Genomic DNA, 21,508 nt, shown 5'->3' with positions numbered 1-21,508 from the left:
CAGTCCGACTTCGCGTGTCGTCACTGCCCTCGCCAGGGTCACCGGCCACCGCCTCCGCCCCGAACGACGCCATCGCCACCCGGGGCGGCTACGTGTTCCCGATCGAGTGGCGCTCGTCGGCGTCATGTACGTGCTGCGGACCGGTGTCGCGTGGCGTGCCGTCCCCGCAGAGGCGGTGGGCTGTTCCGGGGTGACGGCTTGGCGTCGGCTGCGGGACTATCCGAGGCCGGCGTCTGACTCGTCTGCATGCCGCCTTGTTGACCGAGCTTCGTCGCGCCGGCCTGCTAAACCTGGACGACTGCTCCGTGGACGGATCGCACGTCCGGGCGCTCAAAGGGGGGACCACGTCGGACCCTCACCTGTCGATCGGGCCCGCTCTGGCTCGAAGCACCACCTGACCGTCGACCGGCCGCCGCCTGCTGTGAAGCGGGGCATCAAGCCGATGATCGCCCGGCGCGGCGTCGTTCACGGCTCCGGACTGGCAAGGTGCGCTGGGTGGTCGAGCGGGCCTTCGCCTGGCTGCACCAGTTCAAACGGCTCCGTACCCGCTACGAACGCCGCGCCGATCTCCACCAGGGCCTGCTCGAACTGGCCTGGAGCCTTATATGCCTGCGCCGCCTGCGAAGCTCATCCTGAAGCACTCAACTGGCGACGCTGAACCACCCCGGTCGCACCTCGTTCAGAAGCGGTTCCAGGGACAGCACCGCGGTCCGCAGGATCTGATCCGTGACGTCAAGAGGCTCGGGCAGGCTCAGCCCGTACCGGCGCAGCCGCCAGAGGTCGAAGATTTCGCTCCCGTCGGGCGCGAAGTCGACATCGACCTCGGTGCCGTCGTCGCTGACGAAGCGGCACCCTGCCCCATGAACTGTGTAGGAGTAGGTGCCGGCCTGCCCGAACCGGCTGATGATCCGGCGCGAACGGACCAAGTCGAGGACATCTGCGAGACGCTCAAGCGAAGGGATCGCCGCCCGCATGGCTTCGTCAACCGCGCTCAGAGCGTCGACGTAACCAAACACGAGCTCCCGTGCATCCTCTACCCGTTCCATATGATGTCCTCCCCCTGAGCCCGTGGCTGCAGGGGATTGTTCCATGGGCTTCACGCGTCTCCGCAGGGCCGCGTCCCAGACGGCCCATTGGCTCCGCCGCGTCGTAGGGACGTGCTACCGGCACGCCCATGACACACGTGACGGTGCGGGAAACTGCTGCACGGCCGAGCTGGCGTCCTGCTTCCGAGGCTCAGCCGCAAGAGTCGCCCCGCCTCAGTCCGTGGCGGTCCACTGGGGCGCGGGGGAGGGGCCAGGGCGGGCGGTGATCGGCTCGCCTTTGGCCCAGTCGCGGTACTCCACCTGGAAGGACTCGTAACCGGTCGCTGTGTCGGCCGCCGAAGGCACCCGGGTCTCCAGGTTCTTGGGCAGGTCGCGCGCGGTGACGACCAACGTGAAGCGGACGGTGTCGCCGGAGCGGGCGGCCGCGTAAGGGCGGTAGAGGGCGCCGATGGCCGGGTCGGCGGCCAGGGCGCGCAGCGGGGTGCTGCCGGTGAGCGTGCGGGTGCCGCCGTCCTGCTCGGTGCGCACACCGGTGGCGCCGTCGAGGAGCGCCTCGATGTGGGCGGGCTGGGCCAGCCACCGGGTCTCCAGGGCGGCGTGGAGGTCGGCGTCGTCCTCAGCCGCCGCGGTCGCGTCGGGCTCGGTGCGGTATTCGCCGCCCGGGCCGGTCCCGGGCCCGGCCATCGCCTCGTGGGGAGTAATGGTGGCGCGGTCGCCGATCAGCACCACCTCCGGCGGATACCAGGGGTGGCCCTCGCCCCCGTCGTAGGCGACATGGGTCGCCGCCTTCGCGGTGTCGGCGTCGACCAGGTCGAGGCGCGCCTGGCCGTGGAACGAGTCGGACGCACCGAGCTCGCGTGCTTGGACGTCGACACCGACCCGCCGCTGGGCCAACATCGCGGAGCCGACGGTCTCGGCCCGGGAGCCGGCCGGTGCGGCGGCGGACGCCTGGGACCCGCCGTCCTTGCCGGGCCACCACAAGTGGGCGGCCAGGCCGCCCAGGGCGCCGACCACCAGGCCGACGACGACCGCCACCGCCACCGCCATCGCGCGACGGCGCGGCCGCGCGGACCGCCGCGGGGACTCTTCCTCGGACATGACCCAGCCCCCTTCAGCACCGCCCCGGCACGAGAAGCGCCGCGTCCCGTACACGGTAGGGCCGCCGGGGCGCACACCACGGTGCTTCACCGGATTCTTTGCGGGCCGAATGAACCAACGCGCCGCAGTGGCCAACTGACGGACGTCAACCCCAGCAGCCGGTCGGCCGTCTCGTGGTAGTCCCGAACCGGGTCCCGCTCCGAACCAGCCGAACGAAAGGCGCCTGACTGTCAAAGGACCAGGTCAGGCGCCTCTCTGTACGCCTCTAGAAGAAGCCGAGCTTCTTCGGTGAATACGAGACGAGGAGATTCTTCGTCTGCTGGTGGTACAGCACCCGTACCCCGACTGACCAGGGAAAACGGTGCTTTGTAAGCCCTTCACGCGGGGGCTGGTCCGGGAATGGTCCGGATCTCGTCGACGTCCCCCTTCTCGCCGGCGACCTGGAGAACGGCACCGCCAAGCTGGTCAGCACGCAGTCCATCAGCCGTGTCCCAACGGCAATGGGGCCCCACCTGCTACATCGATGACGACGGTTACCGCGGCGGCTTCACCGCGGACGACATCGAGGAACTGTGGGGGTCGCTGGATTCGAACTATCTGGGCTGGTCCTCGGCGATGGCTCCCGTGATCACGGGGAATCCGGAGCGGCCGGAAATGGGTAAGGAGCTGACCAACGGTTTCTGTGCCACTGACCCCGACATGGCGGCAGTCTTCGCCCGCACGACGTTCCTGTCAGACAAGCGTCTGCTCCAGCAGGCCCAGGCTACGGCGGACGCGGCGGGTGAGATCGACTGGGACGTCTTGGTCGACTCCACCGTCGTGCGGGCGCACCAGCATGCGCCGGCGCGGTCAGGGCCGCCAGGGCCACAACGAACGGGGCTGCGATGCTCATCGTGCGGCGCGTTTTGGCAGTCATTGTTCCTCTTCACTGATTGAGGGTTCGCCCGGAAGGTCAAGGGCACGCCCACGTTTTCGCAGATCAACGCCGCTGCCACATGGGTGCCCCCAGAGCGGTGTGAGTGGGCTTCGTAGTCGCGGACCGACACGCATGGACCGGCGACGGCGGTTCTGAGGTCACTCGACGGCGCTCGGCTCACGGAACTCACACAAGGCCACGGCAGTTTCGACCCCGTTGGGGTGCAGCAGACAGCGCATACGGGAGGTGTCGGCGTAAGCGCCGTCAAAGGGGTGCGCGAGGAGACGCGACAGGGCAGTGGCGTGCTTGGCCATCGAGCTCCTGCCCGGCATGAAGATCGACAGCTCGTCACGCGACCCGAACGTCTCCACCTCGATGTCGGCAGGCAGAGACGCCAACGTCTCTTCATCCGCCGTGACGGGGACTTTGACCAGCCAATGCGGTCCCTCGCCGGCGTTGACTCGGCTCTTCTGCTCCGGCGTCTCGGTGGCCAGGGCCCGCCACGGCGTCCCGGCTACCACGCCTCCGTACGACTCCACGGTCCTCACCACGTGCTGAACAGCGGCAGCGACCGCGGCGTCGGCCGCATTCCAGTCGTACCGGTTGCGCCCGGCGGGCGGGCGCGGCACCAGCTTCGACGCCACGGTCATCTCGTCCACGTGGCGCAGGACCGCTTCGGGAGGCGACGCGAGCAACTCGCGTGCGTCCCTGATGGCCTCGTCTTGGATTCGGCGCTGCCGACGTACCTCCGTCACGTGCTGCCGCAGGAGGATCAGTGCCTCGTCAGGTTGGTCGAGAGCGCGTCGGACGAGCGTCACGCTCATACCGGTGCCGCGCAGTACGGCGACCAGCATGGCCCGTTCGACCTGCCCGAACGTGTAGGAGCGGTAGCCGGTCCACTCGTCGACATCGGCCGGAACGAGCAGGCCTTCGGCGTGGTAGTACCGAAGTGTCTGCGGCGGCAGGTCACACATCTCACTGAACTCACTGATCGACAACATGCTGCCATCCTCGGCCTTGCAGCGACCGCAAGGTCCAGTCCCGAGCCCGTGCCACGTGGAAGCGGCACGGGCCTGTCAGCCCGCGCTACGTCGAGGCCCCACGGCGAACGGTCCTGCCGTGCAGCAGCGGGGGTACGGCTCAGCTTCCCGCCCGGGGCGTGACCGGCCGCTTGCCGTCTCGCGTCAGGTGAGGCGTCGGCCGCTGGTCACTTGGCGAGGAACGCGAGCAGGGCGTCGGTGACTTCCCGAGCATGGGTCCACAGCAGGCCGTGCGGTGCGCCGTCGATGACGACGTAGTCGGCCTGCGGGAGTGCCTGGTGGAAGCGCTCCCCGGTGGCCTCGATGGGCAGGATGCGGTCGGCGGTGCCGTGCAGGATCAGTGCCGGAACGTCGATCTTGGACACGTCGGCACGGAAGTCGGTGGACCAGGTGGCCACGCAGGCCAGGGAGGCGTACGAGGAGGCACCGGCGGCCACGTTCCAGCTGTTGCGGACGGCTTCCTCGCTGATGCGCGTGCCGAGGTTCTCGTCGAGGTTGTAGAAGTTCTCGTAGAAATCCGTGAAGTAGGCGTAGCGGTCGGCGGTGACGGCACCTTCGATGTCCTTGAAGATGGTGCCGTCGACGCCGCCGGGGTTGTCGTCGGTCTTGAGGAGGAAGGGCTCCAGCGAGGCGAGGAAGGCGGCCTTGGCGATCCGGTCGGAGCCGTAGGTGCCCAGGTAACGGCCGACTTCACCGGTGCCCATGGAGAAGCCCACCAGAACGGCGTCGTTGACGCCGAGGGTCTCCAGGACCACGTTCAGGTCGGCGGCGAAGGTGTCGTAGTCGTAGCCGGTGGTGGGCTGGCTGGAGCGGCCGAAACCGCGCCGGTCGTACGTGATCACGCGATAGCCGGCCGACAGGAGTGCGGCGGACTGCTTCTCCCAGGAGTGGCCGTCGAGCGGGTAGCCGTGGATCAGCACGACCGGCTGCCCCGCGCCGTGGTCCTCGTAGTACAGCTCGATGCTGGTGGAGTTTTCCTGGTCGACGGTGATGAACGCCATGGTGGTTGCTGCCTTCCGGTGTGAATACGTCTGAGGGTGAAGTGCACGGTCGGGCACGGCTGTGCGGGTGCGGTGAGGTGTGACGGGCGACAGGGCGGGCCCGTCGGTCATCGGACCGTGCGGGCTGCTTGCTCGACGATGCGGGTGACGGCGTCGGGGCGGGACACGGATACCGCGTGTGACGCGTCGACGGTCGTCGTGCGGGCCTTGGCACGGGCCGACATGTAGCGCTGGGTGGCCACGGGGATGTTGCGGTCTCCCGTGGTGACCAGCGACCAGGAGGGGATCGTCTTCCAGGCGGCCTCGGTGGACCTCTCCTCCAGTGCGGCGACGGCGATCGGCCGCTGTCCGGTTGCCATGAGCCTGGCCTTGGCCGCCGGCACGTCCGCGGCGAACTGGCTGCGGAACTTCTCGGGCTTGATGTACACGTCCGCGCCTTGACCGCCGCCGGGCAGGGAGTAGTTGACGGACTCGACGGCCTGGCCGAGGGTGCTCCCGGGGAACTTGTTCGTCAGCCCGATCGAACTCTCGCCCGTGTCGGGGAGGAACGCCGCGATGTAGACCAGAGCCTTCACCTTGTCCTCCATGCCCGCGGCGGCCTGGCTGATGACGGTGCCGCCGTAGGAGTGGCCGACCAGGACCACGGGCCCGTCGACGTGTTCGAGGACGCTGCGCAGGTAGGCGGCATCGCTCGCCGGACCGCGCAGCGGGTTGGCGGCCGACACCACCGGATAGCCGGCGCGCTGCAGCCGGGCGACGACACCGTCCCAGCTCGCGGCGTCGGCGAACGCTCCGTGCTCCAACACGATCGTCGGACGTTCCGCGTGGTGGGGCGTCGCGCCCGCGGTGCCGGGCAGGGTGACGGCGGCGACGGACAGACCTACGGCCGCGGTGACACCGAGCAGTGCGGTTCTGCGGCTCGGGCGGACGTGGCGGGTGATGCGCATGCGTGAAATCCCTCTTGGTCGGTTGATGGCCCTCGACGGGCGGGCCAGGCGAAACAGGCCGACATGTTCGAGGAGCAAGGCCCCGAGCCGCCTGGCGTGTGACTGAGTTGACGTACGTCCGCACCATGTGTCCGGCCCGGACCGGGGCATTGCTCTCGTCCGGTCACCGGGAGTGGGGCGTCCTTCGTCTCGTATGACGACTCGTATTACGACGGGACGGCCGGGCCGGTTCACTCGGAAATGAGCTGCTCGTTCCCGGGCAGTGGAATGGCTGTGCGGGCCACGGCGATCAGCGGCTTCCCGCCGTGATCGATTCCATGGCCGAAGGGATGCCGCGGAGCTCACGCTGCGAGGCGATTGCCGCGTCGCACCGGCTGCCGCGCTCCGGCCGCGGGCACGGGTACACCTCAACCGGCGGACTCCAAGACTTCGTAGACACGCCTGAGGTAGCTGTACGTGCGCTCCGAGCCGAGGATGCCGTCGCCCACCCGGTTCATCACGTACGAGAACGTGACGCGCCGGTCGAGGTCCATCACGACGATCGAACCGCCCCGACCGACCCAGAAGCAGATCCTTCCGGTGGGCATGTGCGGCATCGTCCTCGGATCGGCGAGCGCGTAGCCCATGCCCCAGCGGACGGGGACGCCCAGGAACAGGTCGACTCCATCGGCCTGGACGTCGAACACCTTGTCCACCGTCTCCGCGGAGAGAAGCCGTAGGCCGTTGACCCGGCCGCGCCGTGAGATGACGGAGAGCGCTCGGGCCATGCCTCGTGCGTTGCCGTGACCGTTGACGGCTCCGAGTTCGGCGGAGCGCCACCGCGGGGTGTCGACGTGCTCGTCACGCGCGGGGCTTCCGAACAGCGTCTTGGTGAAGATCCCGTCGGGATCGAGGCCGGTGGGTATACCGGAGAGCTGCGAGGGCGCCACCAGATCGGCGATGCGCGGCCAGTCGGCTTCGCGCGCACCGAGCTGGACATCGGCTCGCGCCGGCTCGGCGATCTCGGTGTCGACGAATTCCCTCAGAGTACGGCCACTGACCCGCCGGACGAGTTCCCCCACCAACTGTCCTTGGGTCTGCACGTGGTAACCCGAAGCGGAGCCCGGTTCCCACCAGGGTGCCTGCGCCGCCAGCCGGGCACTCGCCGTGGGCCAGTCGTACAGGTCCTCCACGGAGAAGGGCTGCTCCCAGCCGGAAAGTCCCGAGGTGTGGGCCAGGACGTGCCGCACCTCGATGTGCTCCTTTCCCCGGGCGGCGAACTCGGGCCAGTAGTGCGCGACCGGGCGGCGCAGATCCAGTGCGCCCCGGTCGACGAGGATGAGGGCCGCGAGACTGGTGAGGGTCTTCGTGGTCGACCACATGCTCACCAACGTGTCCCGTTGCCACGGAACGGTCCGCGCTTCGTCCGCGTGGCCACCCCACAGATCGACTTCCATGACCCCGTCCACATCGACGGCGATCGATGCCCCCAACTCCTCGCCGGCTTCGAGATGTGCTGTCAGCGCCGCTCGTACCGGTTCGAACCGGTCGGTGCTCGTTCCCTCGACGATCATGTTCTTCTCCGCTCTGGACGACAACCGTTCGCTCACTCAACGGGTTGTACGTCGCAGCGGTTCACGCGTCGCCGCAGGTCATGACGCATGGCGTCTGTTCATGTGCCGCGCCCGAGGGGGCCGGTGACGGAGCCGTCCGCCGACGCGCCGATGCGCTCGCCTTCTCCGCGGAGGTGCTGGTTGACGAGCCCTGCCGCCGGATGACGTCCTGCTATTGTCCTGTCCGATATGCGGGAAGCGGACAACGGGGTCCTCATCGCTCCTGTGCCCTGAGCCGCCGCCACACCCTTCCTGTGGTGCCCGGTGGAGCCGAGGCCGGTTTTCGTCACCGCGCGATACGTTGTCCGTGTGCCGGATCCTGGTCAGGTGTGCGTCCCAGGGGTGACGCCGCCGGTGGAGATTCTGTTGGGTACGGTGACAGCTGTGGTTCAAGGTCTCGACTTCGGACTGCTGGGTCCGCTGGAGGTGCGGCGGGCGGGGGCGGTGCTCGATCCGGGTCGGCGCAGGCAGCGACTCCTGCTGATTCGTCTGCTGCTCGCCGACGGCCGGGCGGTCTCTCCGCAGACTCTGTTCGAGGAACTGTGGCCGCAGCAGCCGGGGCGTGCACCGAGCGCGGCCATGGGTTCCCTGCACGCCCACATCAGCAAGGTACGCGCGACGCTGGAACCCCAGCGTCTGCGCCGCCAGGGGGCGTTCGAGGTGTTGGTCACCGAACCCTTGGGCTATGCCCTGCGTGTGCCGCCCGAGAACCGTGACACCGTACGCTTCGAGCGGTCCGCCGCCCAAGCACACCGGTACTTGGACCAAGGCCGACCCGATCGTGTCGTGGAGGAGGCCCAGAAGGCCCTGGGCATGTGGCGCGGCACGGCGTTCGCCGACGCAGCGCACCACCTGTTCGCCGTCCAGGAGACAGCACGTCTGGAGGAGCTGCGGCAGACCACTCGCGAGATCCACACCACTGGCCTGCTCCTGCAAGGCCGGATCACCGAAGCCCTCAACGCGGCAGAGGAGATAACCGCGCAGCACCCGCTGGGCGAAACCGGCTGGGCCCTGCTGCTGCGAGCGCTGTACCTCGCCGGCCGGCACCCCGAAGCCCTGCAGCGCTACACCGACGTGCGCCGGCATCTGGCCGACGAGCTCGGCCTCGAACCAGGTCCGGCCCTACGCGCTCTGCACCAGGGCATCCTCCACCACGACCTCCCGCCTCTGCACCCGGCCGACCTGACGAATGACACGGTGATCCAGCACGACCGCCGTCCGAGAGGCACCACCACGTCCGGGGCACCGGACGGGGGCGAGGCGACCTCGTCGACCGGCCCGGCCGTCGACCGACCCGACGACACGGAAGCCGAGTCCGACACACGTGGCGCCCCGGTCGCGGACGGCGGGAGAGCAGCGTCCCTTCCTCCGTCATTGGCACGCCCGGCGCAACTGCCGCGCGACCTGCCGGCGTTCGCGGGACGGGCGACCGAAGGCGCGTGGCTGTCCACAGCCATCGGTGCGACGGGCCACCCCGGACCCACCACTGCCCCCGCCGTGGTCATCAGCGGCGCTCCCGGTGTCGGCAAGACCACCTTCACGATGCACCACGCGCACCGCATCGCCTCCTCGTTCCCCGACGGGCAACTCTTCGTCGACCTGTGCGGATTCCACCCGCACGCACCCGCCGTCGAACCCGGTAGCGCCCTGCACGGCTTCCTCACCGCCCTGGGCGTCCCCGCCCCGCGCATCCCCGAAGACACCGCCGGCCGGAGCACACTCTTCCGCAGTCTCCTCGCCGACCGGCGGGTCCTCCTCGTCCTGGACAACGCCCGCGAGGAGCAGCAGGTGCGCCCACTCCTTCCCGCGGGAGCGGGCTGCCTCACCCTGATCACCAGCCGTAACCAGCTTCTCGGCCTCGTCACCACCGACGGCGCCAAGCCCCTCCGGCTCGCGCTGCCCACACCGACCGAGGCGCACGAGGCCCTCGAACGACGTCTGGGACCCGAACGACTCGCCGCCGAGCCCGCCGCCGCAGCCGACATCATCCAGCTGTGCGGACGGCTTCCCCTGGCCATGGCCGTGGTCGCGGCCCGCGCCGAACTCGACCCCGGGCTCCCCCTCCACGCCGTGGTCGACGACCTGCGACACACCCACGGCGGACTCGAGGCATTCACCGGCTCCGACACCACCACAGACGTGCGCACCGTCTTTTCCTGGTCCTACCAGTCACTCGATGAGCAGGCCGCCCGGCTCTTCCGCCTGCTGGCCCTGCATCCCGGCCCCCACATCACCGCCCCCGCCGCGGCCAGCCTCGCCGGCCTTTCCCTCGCCCGGACCCGCCGCGCACTCGGCGAACTGCTCAGCTCCTGCCTCGTGGAACAACCGCTGCCCGGTCGCTACAGCCTGCACGACCTCCTCCGCGGCTACGCCACCGAGCTCGCTCACGCCCACGAGACCGGCCAGGGTCGTCATCACGCCACTCTCCGGATCCTGGACCACTACATGTTCACCGCCTGCGAGGCAAACCGGTTCCTCAAACAGGACACATCGCACGACCTCGAACTCGGCACACCCCGCTCGGGCGTCACTCCGGAGGAACTCACCACCGTCGAGCAGGCGACCCGATGGCTCACCGCCGAACACCACGTGCTGACGGGCCTGCTCCACACCGCCGTCAGCCAGCAGCTCGACCCTCACATCACGGGGCTCGCCTGGTCGCTCAAGGAATACCTCAACCGTCAGGAGTTCTGGCCAGAAGCCATCGCCGCGCTGACCCCCGCCCTCGAAGTGGCCCGGCGTCGGAACGACCTCCTCGAAGAGGGCCGCTGCCTACGGCACCTGGGCGGGATCCACGGCTACCTCGGCCATCAGGAGCAGGCCCTGCAGCAGCTGCAACACGCGACAGCGATCTTCGCAGAGCTCGACGACATCGGTGAACAGGCACGAGCCCACTACGTCACGGCCTGTGCGCTGTTCCTGTTCGGGCGGACGGGGGAAGCCGTGGCGGCCTCCGAGCGGGGACTGGAACTCTCCCGGATGACAGGCGAAGAGTTGTGGTTGGCCGAGTGCCTCCTCGAGCTCGCCTGGTTCCATTCCAACCTCGGGAACCTCGAGAAGAGCCTCGTGTACAGCGAGGAAGGCATCGCCTTGTTCCACCGCCTCGACGCGCCCTGGCAGCTCGCCCAGGGGTGGGACATCCTGGGCCACAACCTTCGCCTGCTCGGCCGCTACGAGGAATCGGTGACCACTTACCAGCGGGCGTCGAGGGCGTTCGGTGAACTGGGAGACCACAGGAACGCCCTCGGCACCCTGATGCGGCTCGGCGACACCCGGCTGGCCATGGGCGACCGGGAAGGGGCACGGGCGGACTGGGTCAACGCCCTCCAAGACGCTGAAGCGCGGGCGATGACACACAGCGCTCAGCAGGTCCGTGACCGGCTCGCCGCCCTCGACATGAATGAGGACCCCGCGCCCACCGTGCCCGAGAGGGCGGTCGGGAAGCACAAGCTTCCTGTTCCGAGGAGCAAGGGTCCTGCATGATGCTCCCGTCGGCACCCGTCGTACTGGTTTCCCTCGCGCGCGCGTGTACTTGAGACCTGTCAGGCCTCCCAGCCTGGATCACAGGACCCGTTGACGACCGTGCGACCGGGGCCGCGCCATGGTCACACCCCTAGGATCCCCTGCTTCTCCAGCGCTCTGCGCAACGCCCGTATGGCGTAGAAGGCGCGGCTCTTGACGGTGCCCGCCGGTATGCCGAGGTGCTCGGCCGCTTGGGCAACGCTGCATTCCAGGTAGTACATGAGGCGGATGACGGTTCGCTGCTGCTCGTTCAGCTCCCCCAGGGCCTGCGCCACCACATGGGAATCGATCGTGGATGCCGTGTTGTCGCTGGAGACGTCCAACTCCTCGACGGACATGTGCTCCAACGGCCGCACCTGACGCGCCCGGTGATGGTCGATCGCGAGATTCCTGGTCACGGTGAACAACCACGGTCTGAGGCTGTCGCCGCGGCTGCCCAGGAAACGGGCGTGTTTCCAGGCTCGGGCCGCAGTCTCCTGGAAGACGTCCTCCCCCTTGTGCCAATCGCCGTCCAGCAGTCGCGCGGCATACCGGACGAGCAGCAGGCCGTACTGGTCGTAGATGTCTCTGATGAAGGCGTCACAGTCAGCGTCGGAGGTGAGGTTCCGATTACGCGACCAGGTCGGAGCGGAGGCAGTGGTCCGCGTTTCCGTGATTCCGTTCATGCGTGGTGCTCGATCCTGTCCAAGTGTTCCGTGGCGTGCTCAGCCGCATGCGCGGACGAACGGCTCACACACTCGCCGGAAGCCCTTCGCGGGACCTTGTCGCTTTCTTGCCGTTCCGTAGGGGCCGAAGTACTGTCCCGACTGCCGGAACGAGGGAGGTGACCCGTTCTCGGACCGCTCGTACATCTCGGCGGCTGTGATCGGCGAGCTCGGCATGCCTCAACTGCACTTCCTTATCGCGACCGCCGTCCGAAGCAAGGCACTCGAGTGGTGAACGGGAGTGCCCTTTCTCCCGTTGCGTTGATGGGACGTGCATGCGTCCCTGCGTTGCCGCCGTGCGCTGTCTCCCTCGGCGGCACCGCACCACCATGGAAGGAACAACTCACCAGTGAAGCGCTTCATCACACGCCTCGCAGTAGTAGCGGCAGCCGGAGCCGTAGCCGTGGTTCTGCCTGCTTCGTCGGCGTCCGCCATCAACCGCGTCGGTTGCTCTGAAATGGGTTACCTGACGCTTCACAACGCAGGCGGCTCCCTCTGCTTCGCCAACGCGGGGGCGGTAAGCGTGGCGATCTACGGCGTCGACCAGATCTGGACCGGCAACAACAAGGTCACGTTGGAGTACGTGCCGAGGCTGGGCGCGCCGGCGACCAGCGGAACCGTGGAGAAGTGGAGTTACGGGAAGATCACCGGCGAGCCCCTCCACAAGATCACGAAGATCAGGATCTGGTAGCACCCTTCCGCGATCGGCGCGCCCGTCGCACGACGCCGGTGGCATGTCCGTAGGCCGTGCCCACGGGTGTGCCCGGCCGGGCCACGATCCGCGCGAGGGCGAAAAGGGCGCGCTTGTGCGGCGGTAGTCCGCAGCGGCGGTCGCCCTCACGCCGACAAGCATCGTGACCCGGTCGACCGGCTCATACGGCAGGGCAAGTGCGGCAGGACAGGACCCACCAGGGCTCTCGAGCCGGCAGGTTGAGACTTCGAACACCTCACCCAACGGCACGGGAGCCCTGCCCGCTGCATACGCTTCTCATGGGTCGCTACAAAAGGGCAGGTCCCGAGCAGGTCCCGAGCAGGTCCCGACGCGGCTAGAGGGCGTCCGCCTGTCGCGACAGCGGATCAGGACCCACCGGGGGCTCCGAGAGGCTCGCCCCGCTCGACAAGATCGCGAGCGAGGCATACGCCCGGTGACCGCTAACTCGGCCGACCCCCGGCACCGGCCGACGCATCAGCCGCACCCTCCACACAGTCCTTGCCCTCCTGGCCGATGACTACGCAGTCGGAAAGACTCAATGGGTGTACGTAGTGACCAGCGGCTTCGTCTCGTCGACGACGTAGGTGGACAGCATCATGGTCGTCACCTTCCCAATGTTGCGGGCATTGTGGATGGTGTCAGAGGGGATGAAGAAGGGGTCACCCGTGCGAAGCCGCAGGGTGGTCCCGTCGTCGAACTCCATGGATACATCGCCGCGGACGATGTATCCGACTTCCACTCCCGGGTGGCTGTGGCGGCCCGATTCCCTGCGCCGCGGTATCTCGACGAGGGTCTGCACGGTCTTCCAGCCCTTGGCGGGCGAGGGGTTCTCCTGGAGCAAGGTGCGCGTCACGCCGTCGGTCGGGGCGTGAACGGACGAGTGATGACCACGGAATGGCGTGGAAGCTGCCTCAGCGGTCGAGGCAGAAGCGACGGCACCGAGCGCGCCGGCTGCCGCCACGCCACTGGTCCGCAGAAGAGAGCGACGATCCAACATGATGAACTCCCCGATCGACAGGCGGAATTGCCTTTCTCCCCTGTGAACGCCCGCGACAGCGTGACGGTTCAGGCCCACCTTGTTCTTTCTGGTCCGAGAACCGTCGCGCTGCGCTGACGTACGCCCTGCCACATCGGAGAAAGTGGGGTGCGGCGGTTGCTCGGCAGCGCGGGCGCGGACTCCATCTGGAGGCGTTCTTCGGCTGTATGTACTACGCGGTCGTGCGGCCGGGGGAGGTCATTCACCTCCGCCTCGAACAGTGCCATCTACCCGAGACCGGGTGGGGGATGCTCAACCTGTCGGGCGGCATCATCACCGCGGGCAAGGAGCGCACGACGGCGCGGTGCACGAGGTGCACTCGCTCAAGCGTCGCGCGGCTACCGCGACCCGGCCGGTGCCTATCCCTCCGAAGTTCGTGCGCGTCCTACGTGCGCACATCAAACGGTTCGGCGTGGCGCCGGACGGTCGGGTGTTTCGGAACCAGGCCCGCACCTACGTGGACGCTTCCGCAGATGGCATTACGTGGGCGCGGGCACGGAAGCATGTCCTGACCCGCACGGAAGTCGCCTCCGGTCTGGCCAAGCGGCCCTACGATATCCGGCACGCCGGGATCTCGTTCTGGTTGTACTCCGGGGTGGACCCGGCCGAATGCGCTCGCCGCGCGGGCCAGAGCATCGAGGTCCTCTTCCGGCATTACGCCACGTTCCTGGATGGCGTGAGGGAGCAGGCCAACCGGCTGATTGAGCAGTCCATGCAGGAGTGGGGCCGCGTCAGCGAGGGCGCGACGCTCGAGGGGTAAGCCGGGATGTGGACCGGAAATAGACCGGAAGAGCTGGTCAGGGACGGGATGACGGCGGGAGGAATTGGGAGTTGTGGCGCACATCGATCCCCGCTATGAATGGGTCGAGCGGAAGGCGCCTGACCGGCAAAACCCCAGGTCAGGTGCCTTCTCTCGAGCCCCTAGAAGAAGCCGAGCTTCTTCGCCGAGTAGGACACCAGGAGATTCTTCGTCTGCTGGTAGTGCTCCAACATCATCTTGTGCGTCTCCCGCCCGATGCCCGACTGCTTGTAGCCGCCGAAGGCCGCGTGCGCCGGATAGGCGTGGTAGCAGTTCGTCCAGACGCGGCCCGCCTGGATGGCCCGGCCCGCCCGGTACGCCTTGTTGATGTCCCGCGTCCACACACCGGCACCGAGCCCGTAGAGCGTGTCGTTCGCGATCTTGATGGCGTCGTCGAAGTCGTTGAACGACGCGACCGAGACGACCGGGCCGAAGATTTCCTCCTGGAAGATCCGCATCCGGTTGTCGCCTTCGAAGATCGTCGGTTGGACGTAGTAACCGCCCGCCAGATCGCCGTCGTACTCGATGCGCTGCCCGCCCGTCAGGACCTTGGCGCCCTCCTGCTGGCCGATGTCCAGGTAGGAGAGGATCTTCTCCAGTTGGTCGTTGGAGGCCTGCGCGCCGATCATGGTGTCGGTGTCCAGCGGATGCCCGGCCTTGATCTGCTCGGTGCGGGCGATCGCCGCTTCGAGGAACTCGCTGTAGTGCCCGCGCTGCACCAGCGCCCGCGACGGACACGTGCAGACCTCGCCCTGGTTGAGGGCGAACATCGTGAAGCCCTCAAGCGCCTTGTCCCGGAAGTCGTCGTCCGCGGACCACACGTCGTCGAAGAAGATGTTCGGTGACTTCCCGCCCAGCTCCAACGTCACCGGCTTGATGTTCTCGGAGGCGTACTGCATGATCAACCGCCCCGTCGTGGTCTCCCCGGTGAAGGCGACCTTGGAGACACGCGGACTGGACGCCAACGGCTTGCCCGCCTCGACGCCGAATCCGTTGACGATGTTCACGACACCCGGCGGCAGCAGGTCGCGGACCAGGCTCATCCAGTAGTGGATGGAGGCCGGGGTCTGCTCGGCGGGCTTGAGGACGACCGCGTTGCCGGCCGCGAGCGCCGGCGCGAGCTTCCAGGTCGCCATGAGGATCGGGAAGTTCCACGGGATGATCTGCGCGACGACGCCGAGCGGCTCATGGAAGTGGTACGCGATGGTGTCCGCGTCCACTTCGCTGAGCGACCCCTCCTGCGCGCGGATGACCCCCGCGAAGTAGCGGAAGTGATCGATGGCGAGCGGGATGTCGGCCGCCAGTGTCTCGCGGATCGGCTTGCCGTTCTCCCAGCTCTCGGCGACCGCGAGTTGTTCGAGATTGGCCTCCATCCGGTCGGCGATCTTCCGCAGCACGTCCGCGCGCTCGGTGACGGACGCCCGCCCCCACGCGGGCGCCGCCGCGTGCGCCGCGTCGAGGGCGCGCTCGACGTCCTCGGCGGTGCCCCGGGCGATCTCGGTGAAGGGCCGCCCGTTGACCGGGCTGGGGTTCTCGAAGTACTGGCCACGGGCGGGAGCCACGTACTCGCCGCCGATGAAGTGGTCGTAGCGCGACTCGTAGGAGACGATGGCGCCCTCGGTGCCGGGCGCTGCGTAACGGGTCATCTTGGCTGGCCTCCCGGGGAAGACTGCCCGCCGTTGGGCAGCTCTCGCCCGGAGGCTAGAACCACGGACGTTGCATCCACGTTGCGTTCCCCTTCGCGCTTTCCTTCGGGTCCTCCTTCTGGGCTGCTGAGGGCGAGGGTCGCTCCTTCCCGGGGGCGGCCGCGGCTGATGCCTTCCCCCCTCGGGGCCGGTGAGCGGTCCCCGGCCATCCCAGGGCCCGTGGGCGGTGCCTGGCCACCCCCGGCCCCGAACACACCCCCCTCGGTGAGGGATCAGTACGACTGCACGGCGCTCCGCCCGGTCACGGCCAGCTCCGCATCGAGCTCGCGCAGGCGGGCCAGAGTGCCGGGCGTCGGACGCAGTGCGGCCAGCGCCCGCCACGCCACCAGATCCTCCTCGCCCCAGGGTGTGTGCACCCAGTCCGCCAGCAGGTCGGGGTCGTTGTGGCCGACCAGCGCCGCCCGCAGCTGGTCGGCGAGTCGGCGCCGCAGCCGGACCAGAGCGGGCGCCCGCGACTGCGGCAGCAACGGCCCGGCATACGCGGCGGCGGCCGCCGCCACCGCACCCACCGCCAGGCGACGCTCGACCGTGTCGACGTCACACTGCACGGGCTCCGCCAGACGGTACGGCCGCGACCGCAACAGCTCCGCCCCGAGCGCCCGCCGCAACCGAGCCATCTCGGCGCGCAATGTCACCTGCGGAACCGACTCGTCCTCGTACAGCGCGTGCAGCAACTCGTCCCCGCTCAGCCCCTCCGGATGACGGGCGAGCAGCACCACGATCTCGCTGTGCCTGCGACTGAGCCGCACCTTGCGCCCACCCGCCACTAGCAGCGCCTCGTCCCGGCCCAGCACCGAGAGCTCGACGCCACCCCGGGCTCTCGCGGAAGGAGCCAGCAACGCCAGTTGGGACTCGGCGGCCCTCGCGACCGCCTGCACGAAGGCGAGACTGTGCGGATGCGCCAGGCCGTTCCCACCGGTGATGTCGACCGCCCCGAGCAACCGCCCGGTCCGCGGATCGTGCACCGGAGCCGCCGCGCACGTCCAGGGCTGCACCCGCCGCATGAAGTGCTCGGTGGCGAAGACCTGCACGGGCCGGTCCAGGGCGACCGCCGTTCCCGGCGCGTTGGTCCCCACGGCGGACTCGGCCCATCGCGCCCCTGGTACGAAATTCATCCGGTCCGCACGCCGCCGCGCCACCGCGTGGCCCTCGACCCACAGCAACCTGCCCTGCCCGTCGCATACGGCCAGAAGGTGCTCCCCGTCCATCGCGAAGGTACCCATCAGCTCACGGAACAACGGCATCACCCTCGCCAGCGGATGCTCCGCACGATAGGCGCCGAGGTCGCCGTCGGTCAGCTCCACCGCCGCGCCGCTCCCCTCCGGGCTGACCCGCGCCCTGGCCGACCTGCGCCACGATTCGGCCACCACCGATCGCACCGGCCGGACGACCGTGCCCGCCGCGGTGAACGTCTCATGTGCCTGCCGTACCACCCGCTCGCGCTCGGCGGGATCGGCACCCGGCTCCAGGGCCACCCATGGATCGGTCAACTCGGCCTCCCGCTCCCTGCCGGGACTCGGTGAACATTCTGTCGTTCAGGCAAAGTTGACGAGGCGTATGTAGCGCGACCAGTCCCAGTACGGTCCCGGATCCGTGTGGTCCGATCCCGGCACCTGATAGTGGCCGATGATGTGCTCGCGGTCCTTGGGAATGCCGTACTTCGAGCAGATGGCGGCGGTCAGCGCGGCGGACTGCTCGTACATCGCGTTGGTGAAGTACTGGGGCTTGTCGATCCATCCCTCGTGCTCGACTCCGATACTGCGCGTGTTGTACGTCCAATTGCCCGCATGCCAAGCGACATTGCGGTCACGGACACACTGGGCGATGTGACCGTCGCCGGAACGGACCACATAGTGGGCGGACACCTTCTTCGCGGGATTCTGGAAGATGGCGAGCGTGTCGGCGTACGTCTCCTGCGTGACGTGGAGGACCACGTAGTCGATGGGGTAGGTGCTCGGGCGGCTGGCAGCGGTGTAGTTGGACGTACTGGCCGGCACCCACTCGGCCAAGGGGTAGTCGACCGACAGAGCCTGGGCGCTCGCGCGTGCGGTGGGCACGAGCGTCGCGGGCACGGCGGCCGCGGCGGCGCCTTGCAGCAGTCGGCGCCTGCTGGGGAAGCGTCTTGTCCGATCCATGACTGACCTGCCTCTCATTGAGGAACGGCTGGACTGACGCGAATTCCCCGGGCTGTGGGGGGACACCGTCACCTCAGTCGGCCGATCGCGGCCTCGCGTGAATTACGTTACGGCGCCCGCTGGTTGAGACGGAAGGGCAGAGCTCGCATCTGTGTACGGCAGCGCATTTGTGGAAATCTCGGCCACCCGTATGGGGGACAAGAGGATCATTCTGCGGTGGCCGCGGTGGCCGCGGTGGCCGCGGTGACTGGAGTGGCCGGGGTGGCGCCGGTAGCTCCTGAGGTCAGGGAGGTTCCTGCGGCCAGGGCGGCTCTAGCAGTCAGGACGGATCTCGCGACCAAGGCGGCTCCCACGGCCAAGGCGGCTCCCACGGCCAAGACGGCCACAGCAGCCGCGCCGGCCTGGCCACGGCAGCCGCCCCGGCCCGGGCCCCGGCGACGGCAATCCCACCGGTCAAGAGCATCACTCCCCTTGCCGCACCGCCTTCGTCAGCGGCGCCGCATCGGAGAGCACTCGGGAGATCCGCGCCAACGCCGCCTCATCCCGCTCGACCGGATCGAGTACGGGCCCATGGGCCGTACCCCAGCGCCGGGCGATCGCCCCGGGGTCCTCGCCGGTGAGGACCCCGGCTGCTTGCGCGGCGGCGCCGAGGGCCACAAGCTCCTGCGCTCGGGGCACTTGCACGGGGCGACCGGAGAGGCGACGGACCGCGTTCTGCCAAGCCGCACCGCGCGCCCCGCCACCGATGAGCAGGAGCGGCGACGAGCGGTCGGCGTCCTCATCCAGGACGAGGTCGAGGGCGCCCAGCAGTGAGTGCACGGCCCCGTCGTACGCCGCCTGCAACAACTGCCCGGGCGTCGTGTCGTGCCGCAGGCCGTGCACCATCCCAGAGGCGTGGGGGAGGTCCGGCGTCCGCTCACCGTCCAGGTAGGGCAGCAGCGTGACGGTGCCCCCCGGTTCCACCGCCTCGCGGTCCAGGCGCAGCAACGCCGCCACCCGGTCGACGGCCAGCGTGCAGTTGAGGGTGCAGGCCAGCGGAAGCCACGCACCACGCGCGTCCGCGAACCCCGCCACCGTGCCGGTCGGGTCCGAGGGGCGGCGTTCCGAGACCGCGTACACCGTGCCCGACGTGCCCAGGCTCAGCACCGGCGTGCCGGGACGCAGGCCGAGGCCCAGCGCGGCCGCCGCGTTGTCACCGGTACCGGGAGCGACCAGCGTCCCCTTGGAGAACGGCAGCGCACTGTCGCCACGTACGGTGCCGACGATCTCGCCGGGACGCGCGACCCGGGGCAGCAGCGCCGGATCGAGGCCCACCATGCCGAGAATTTCCTCGTCGTAGGTCTCCGGAGCCGACGCCCACCACCCGGTCCCCGAGACGTCGCCGCGGTCCGTGGTGGCGAGTCCGGTGAGGCGTTCCGTGAGGTAGTCGTGGGGCAGGCGCACGGCGGCCGTGGCGCGCGCGGCCGCCGGCTCGTGCTCGGTGAGCCAGGCCCACTTCGTCACGGTGAAGGAAGGCCCAGGAACACTCCCGACCCGATCGGCCCACTCCTTGGGACCACCGAACCGCTCCAAGAGGGTTCGTGCCTGTGCGGCGGAGCGCACGTCGTTCCACAGGAGCGCGGGGCGCACCGGTGCACCGTCCTTGCCCAGCGTGACCAGCCCGTGCTGCTGGCCCGCGACCGACACCGCGGTGGCCTCCCGGGCCACGGGCCCGCACTGCCCCAGTGCCGCGCACAGCGCCTCCCACCACTCCCGGGGATCGCTCTCACGCCCCTCGCCCGAGCTGACCCGGTGCGGTGCCTGGCCGCTCGCCACGACCTGGCCGGTGGCCGCGTCGACGACCAGCACCTTCGTGGACTGCGTCGAACTGTCCACGCCGACGACAAGAGGTCCCTGAGCTGATGGCGCTGATGACATGACGTCTCCGTTCCTGTGGCTCTCCGGGGCCTGCCCCGAAGATTCTTCCCACCGACCTTCCCAGCGAGGCCCCCGGATACTAATTTGTAAAGTGACATGACGAAATAGTCGAGGGAGCCACACATGAACTACCGGCCCACTCCAGAGGACAAGTTCAGCTTCGGCCTGTGGACTGTCGGCTGGCAGGGGCGTGACCCGTTCGGGGACGCCACCCGGTCAGCACTCGACCCGGCCGACACGGTGCGCCATCTGGCCGAACTGGGCGCCTACGGAGTGACATTCCACGACGACGACCTGATCCCGTTCGCCTCGACCGACGCGGAACGCGAAGGCCACATCAAGCGCTTCCGGCAGGCCCTCGACGCGACCGGCCTGGTCGTACCGATGGCGACCACAAACCTCTTCACCCACCCCGTCTTCAAGGACGGGGCGTTCACCGCCAACGACCGTGACGTGCGCCGATACGCCCTGCGCAAGACGATGCGCAACATCGACCTCGCGGTTGAGTTGGGCGCGCGCACCTACGTCGCGTGGGGCGGCCGGGAAGGAGCCGAGTCCGGGGCCGCGAAGGATGTCCGCGACGCGCTGGACCGGATGAAGGAGGCCTTCGACCTGCTCGCCGAGTACGCCACCTCGCAGGGGTACGACATCAAGTTCGCGATCGAGCCGAAACCGAACGAGCCGCGCGGCGACATCCTGCTGCCGACGGTGGGACACGCCCTCGCCTTCATCGAGCGCCTGGAGCGGCCCGAACTGTTCGGCGTCAACCCCGAAGTGGGCCACGAGCAGATGGCGGGACTCAACTTCCCGCACTCCATCGCCCAAGCGCTGTGGGCGGGCAAGCTCTTCCACATCGACCTCAATGGCCAGACCGGCATCAAGTACGACCAGGACCTGCGGTTCGGCGCCGGGGACCTGCGCAGCGCCTTCTGGCTGGTGGACGTCCTGGAGAGGGGTGGTTACGAGGGGCCGCGGCACTTCGACTTCAAGCCGCCCCGTACGGAGGACCCCGAGGGAGTGTGGGCCTCGGCCGCCGGCTGCATGCGCAACTACCTGATCCTGCGGGAGCGGGCCGCCGCCTTCCGCGCCGATCCCGAGGTACGCGAGGCCTTGAGGGCGTCGCGCCTGGACGAGCTGGCGCTCCCCACGGCGGACGACGGGCTCGCCGGACTGCTCGCGGACCAAGGCGCCTACGAGACCTTCGACGTGGAGGCGGCCGCCGCGCGCGGGATGGCCTTCGAGCACCTCGACCAGCTGGCCATGGACCACCTCCTGGGCGTGCGGGGCTGAGGCCAGGACGTGTGAGGCCGAGAGTCCGGATGTGCGGGGGCCTTGCG

16 protein-coding genes and 2 pseudogenes are annotated in these 21,508 nt (G+C 68.9%); 6 read left to right on the top strand and 12 right to left on the bottom strand.

All coding sequences use genetic code 11. The annotated features are described in order from the left end of the window. Window positions 1–45: 45 nt before the first annotated feature. Window positions 46–636, top strand: a pseudogene (locus ABZ385_RS07340) (transposase); the annotation flags it as partial. Between the two features lie 5 nt (window positions 637–641). On the opposite strand, the gene ABZ385_RS07335 reads toward ABZ385_RS07340, so the two are convergent. Together ABZ385_RS07335 and ABZ385_RS07330 are read right to left on the bottom strand one after the other, a co-directional pair. Continuing rightward, on the bottom strand, window positions 642–1,046 hold the full coding sequence (locus tag ABZ385_RS07335) for a hypothetical protein (protein WP_358910253.1): 405 nt from the start codon (window positions 1,044–1,046) through the stop codon (window positions 642–644). Between the two features lie 213 nt (window positions 1,047–1,259). Further along, window positions 1,260–2,144: a hypothetical protein gene (locus ABZ385_RS07330; RefSeq protein ID WP_358910251.1), complete on the bottom strand. Its 885-nt coding sequence runs from the start codon at window positions 2,142–2,144 to the stop codon at window positions 1,260–1,262. A gap of 516 nt (window positions 2,145–2,660) precedes the next feature. Here ABZ385_RS07330 and ABZ385_RS07325 point away from each other — a divergent pair. Continuing rightward, window positions 2,661–2,882 (top strand): annotated as a pseudogene (locus ABZ385_RS07325) (alpha/beta hydrolase); the annotation flags it as partial. Window positions 2,883–3,218: 336 nt separating this feature from the next. On the opposite strand, the gene ABZ385_RS07320 reads toward ABZ385_RS07325, so the two are convergent. The 4 genes from ABZ385_RS07320 to ABZ385_RS07305 form a co-directional block, all read right to left on the bottom strand. Continuing rightward, entirely contained in the window at window positions 3,219–4,061 is an 843-nt protein-coding gene (locus ABZ385_RS07320) for a MerR family transcriptional regulator (RefSeq protein WP_358583343.1), read from the bottom strand. A gap of 206 nt (window positions 4,062–4,267) precedes the next feature. Then, window positions 4,268–5,101: an alpha/beta hydrolase gene (locus tag ABZ385_RS07315; RefSeq protein WP_358696351.1), complete on the bottom strand. Its 834-nt coding sequence runs from the start codon at window positions 5,099–5,101 to the stop codon at window positions 4,268–4,270. A gap of 107 nt (window positions 5,102–5,208) precedes the next feature. Beyond that, window positions 5,209–6,048: an alpha/beta hydrolase gene (locus ABZ385_RS07310; protein WP_358910249.1), complete on the bottom strand. Its 840-nt coding sequence runs from the start codon at window positions 6,046–6,048 to the stop codon at window positions 5,209–5,211. Between the two features lie 407 nt (window positions 6,049–6,455). After that, window positions 6,456–7,637 carry a serine hydrolase domain-containing protein gene (locus ABZ385_RS07305; protein ID WP_358583348.1) on the bottom strand — a complete coding sequence of 394 codons (1,182 nt, stop codon included), beginning with the start codon at window positions 7,635–7,637 and terminating at the stop codon, window positions 6,456–6,458. Window positions 7,638–8,024: 387 nt separating this feature from the next. Between ABZ385_RS07305 and ABZ385_RS07300 the strand changes: the two genes are divergently transcribed. Beyond that, the gene (locus ABZ385_RS07300) at window positions 8,025–11,123 is read left to right on the top strand and encodes a BTAD domain-containing putative transcriptional regulator (RefSeq protein ID WP_358910247.1); all 3,099 of its coding nucleotides are present in this window, start codon (window positions 8,025–8,027) and stop codon (window positions 11,121–11,123) included. Window positions 11,124–11,245: 122 nt separating this feature from the next. On the opposite strand, the gene ABZ385_RS07295 is transcribed toward ABZ385_RS07300, so the two are convergent. Continuing rightward, window positions 11,246–11,827 carry a sigma-70 family RNA polymerase sigma factor gene (locus ABZ385_RS07295; protein WP_358910246.1) on the bottom strand — a complete coding sequence of 194 codons (582 nt, stop codon included), beginning with the start codon at window positions 11,825–11,827 and terminating at the stop codon, window positions 11,246–11,248. Between the two features lie 496 nt (window positions 11,828–12,323). Here ABZ385_RS07295 and ABZ385_RS07290 point away from each other — a divergent pair, with 496 nt between their 5' ends. Next, window positions 12,324–12,557 (top strand): beta/gamma crystallin domain-containing protein, encoded by a 234-nt coding sequence (locus tag ABZ385_RS07290; RefSeq protein ID WP_358583394.1) that lies wholly within the window; start codon window positions 12,324–12,326, stop codon window positions 12,555–12,557. A gap of 556 nt (window positions 12,558–13,113) precedes the next feature. On the opposite strand, the gene ABZ385_RS07285 is transcribed toward ABZ385_RS07290, so the two are convergent. After that, window positions 13,114–13,431: a cupin domain-containing protein gene (locus ABZ385_RS07285; protein WP_358583354.1), complete on the bottom strand. Its 318-nt coding sequence runs from the start codon at window positions 13,429–13,431 to the stop codon at window positions 13,114–13,116. Between the two features lie 487 nt (window positions 13,432–13,918). On the opposite strand from ABZ385_RS07285, the gene ABZ385_RS07280 reads away from it, so the two are divergent. Beyond that, on the top strand, window positions 13,919–14,374 hold the full coding sequence (locus ABZ385_RS07280) for a hypothetical protein (RefSeq protein WP_358583356.1): 456 nt from the start codon (window positions 13,919–13,921) through the stop codon (window positions 14,372–14,374). A 161-nt stretch (window positions 14,375–14,535) separates the two neighbouring features. Here ABZ385_RS07280 and ABZ385_RS07275 read toward each other — a convergent pair whose 3' ends face one another. The 4 genes from ABZ385_RS07275 to xylB all read right to left on the bottom strand — a co-directional run bounded on the left by ABZ385_RS07275 (window position 14,536) and on the right by xylB (window position 20,171). After that, on the bottom strand, window positions 14,536–16,059 hold the full coding sequence (locus tag ABZ385_RS07275; protein ID WP_358583358.1) for an aldehyde dehydrogenase family protein: 1,524 nt from the start codon (window positions 16,057–16,059) through the stop codon (window positions 14,536–14,538). A 272-nt stretch (window positions 16,060–16,331) separates the two neighbouring features. Beyond that, entirely contained in the window at window positions 16,332–17,609 is a 1,278-nt protein-coding gene (locus tag ABZ385_RS07270; RefSeq protein ID WP_358910245.1) for a GAF domain-containing protein, read from the bottom strand. 45 nt (window positions 17,610–17,654) lie between these two features. After that, a complete protein-coding gene (locus tag ABZ385_RS07265) occupies window positions 17,655–18,254 on the bottom strand; it encodes a peptidoglycan recognition family protein (protein ID WP_358583362.1) in 600 nt (199 codons plus the stop codon). A gap of 462 nt (window positions 18,255–18,716) precedes the next feature. Next, window positions 18,717–20,171, bottom strand: a complete 1,455-nt coding sequence (gene xylB / locus ABZ385_RS07260; RefSeq protein WP_358910243.1) for a xylulokinase — start codon at window positions 20,169–20,171, stop codon at window positions 18,717–18,719. 123 nt (window positions 20,172–20,294) lie between these two features. On the opposite strand from xylB, the gene xylA reads away from it, so the two are divergent. Then, entirely contained in the window at window positions 20,295–21,461 is a 1,167-nt protein-coding gene (gene xylA / locus ABZ385_RS07255) for a xylose isomerase (RefSeq protein ID WP_358696361.1), read from the top strand. The last annotated feature ends 47 nt before the right edge of the window (window positions 21,462–21,508 follow it).

This window comes from Streptomyces sp. NPDC005898 (genome assembly GCF_040629635.1).
Classification (GTDB): domain Bacteria; phylum Actinomycetota; class Actinomycetes; order Streptomycetales; family Streptomycetaceae; genus Streptomyces.
This window is presented reverse-complemented; position numbering and strand designations above follow the sequence as displayed.

Excerpts from the sequence above, each read along its gene's own strand:
- ABZ385_RS07335 (WP_358910253.1), bottom strand. The coding sequence starts at position 1,046 with ATGGAACGGGTAGAGGATGCACGGGAGCTCGTGTTTGGTTACGTCGAC.
- ABZ385_RS07330 (WP_358910251.1), bottom strand. The coding sequence starts at position 2,144 with ATGTCCGAGGAAGAGTCCCCGCGGCGGTCCGCGCGGCCGCGCCGTCGC.
- ABZ385_RS07320 (WP_358583343.1), bottom strand. The coding sequence starts at position 4,061 with ATGTTGTCGATCAGTGAGTTCAGTGAGATGTGTGACCTGCCGCCGCAG.
- ABZ385_RS07315 (WP_358696351.1), bottom strand. The coding sequence starts at position 5,101 with ATGGCGTTCATCACCGTCGACCAGGAAAACTCCACCAGCATCGAGCTG.
- ABZ385_RS07310 (WP_358910249.1), bottom strand. The coding sequence starts at position 6,048 with ATGCGCATCACCCGCCACGTCCGCCCGAGCCGCAGAACCGCACTGCTC.
- ABZ385_RS07295 (WP_358910246.1), bottom strand. The coding sequence starts at position 11,827 with ATGAACGGAATCACGGAAACGCGGACCACTGCCTCCGCTCCGACCTGG.
- ABZ385_RS07290 (WP_358583394.1), top strand. The coding sequence starts at position 12,324 with ATGGGTTACCTGACGCTTCACAACGCAGGCGGCTCCCTCTGCTTCGCC.
- ABZ385_RS07275 (WP_358583358.1), bottom strand. The coding sequence starts at position 16,059 with ATGACCCGTTACGCAGCGCCCGGCACCGAGGGCGCCATCGTCTCCTAC.
- ABZ385_RS07265 (WP_358583362.1), bottom strand. The coding sequence starts at position 18,254 with ATGGATCGGACAAGACGCTTCCCCAGCAGGCGCCGACTGCTGCAAGGC.
- xylB (WP_358910243.1), bottom strand. The coding sequence starts at position 20,171 with ATGTCATCAGCGCCATCAGCTCAGGGACCTCTTGTCGTCGGCGTGGAC.
- xylA (WP_358696361.1), top strand. The coding sequence starts at position 20,295 with ATGAACTACCGGCCCACTCCAGAGGACAAGTTCAGCTTCGGCCTGTGG.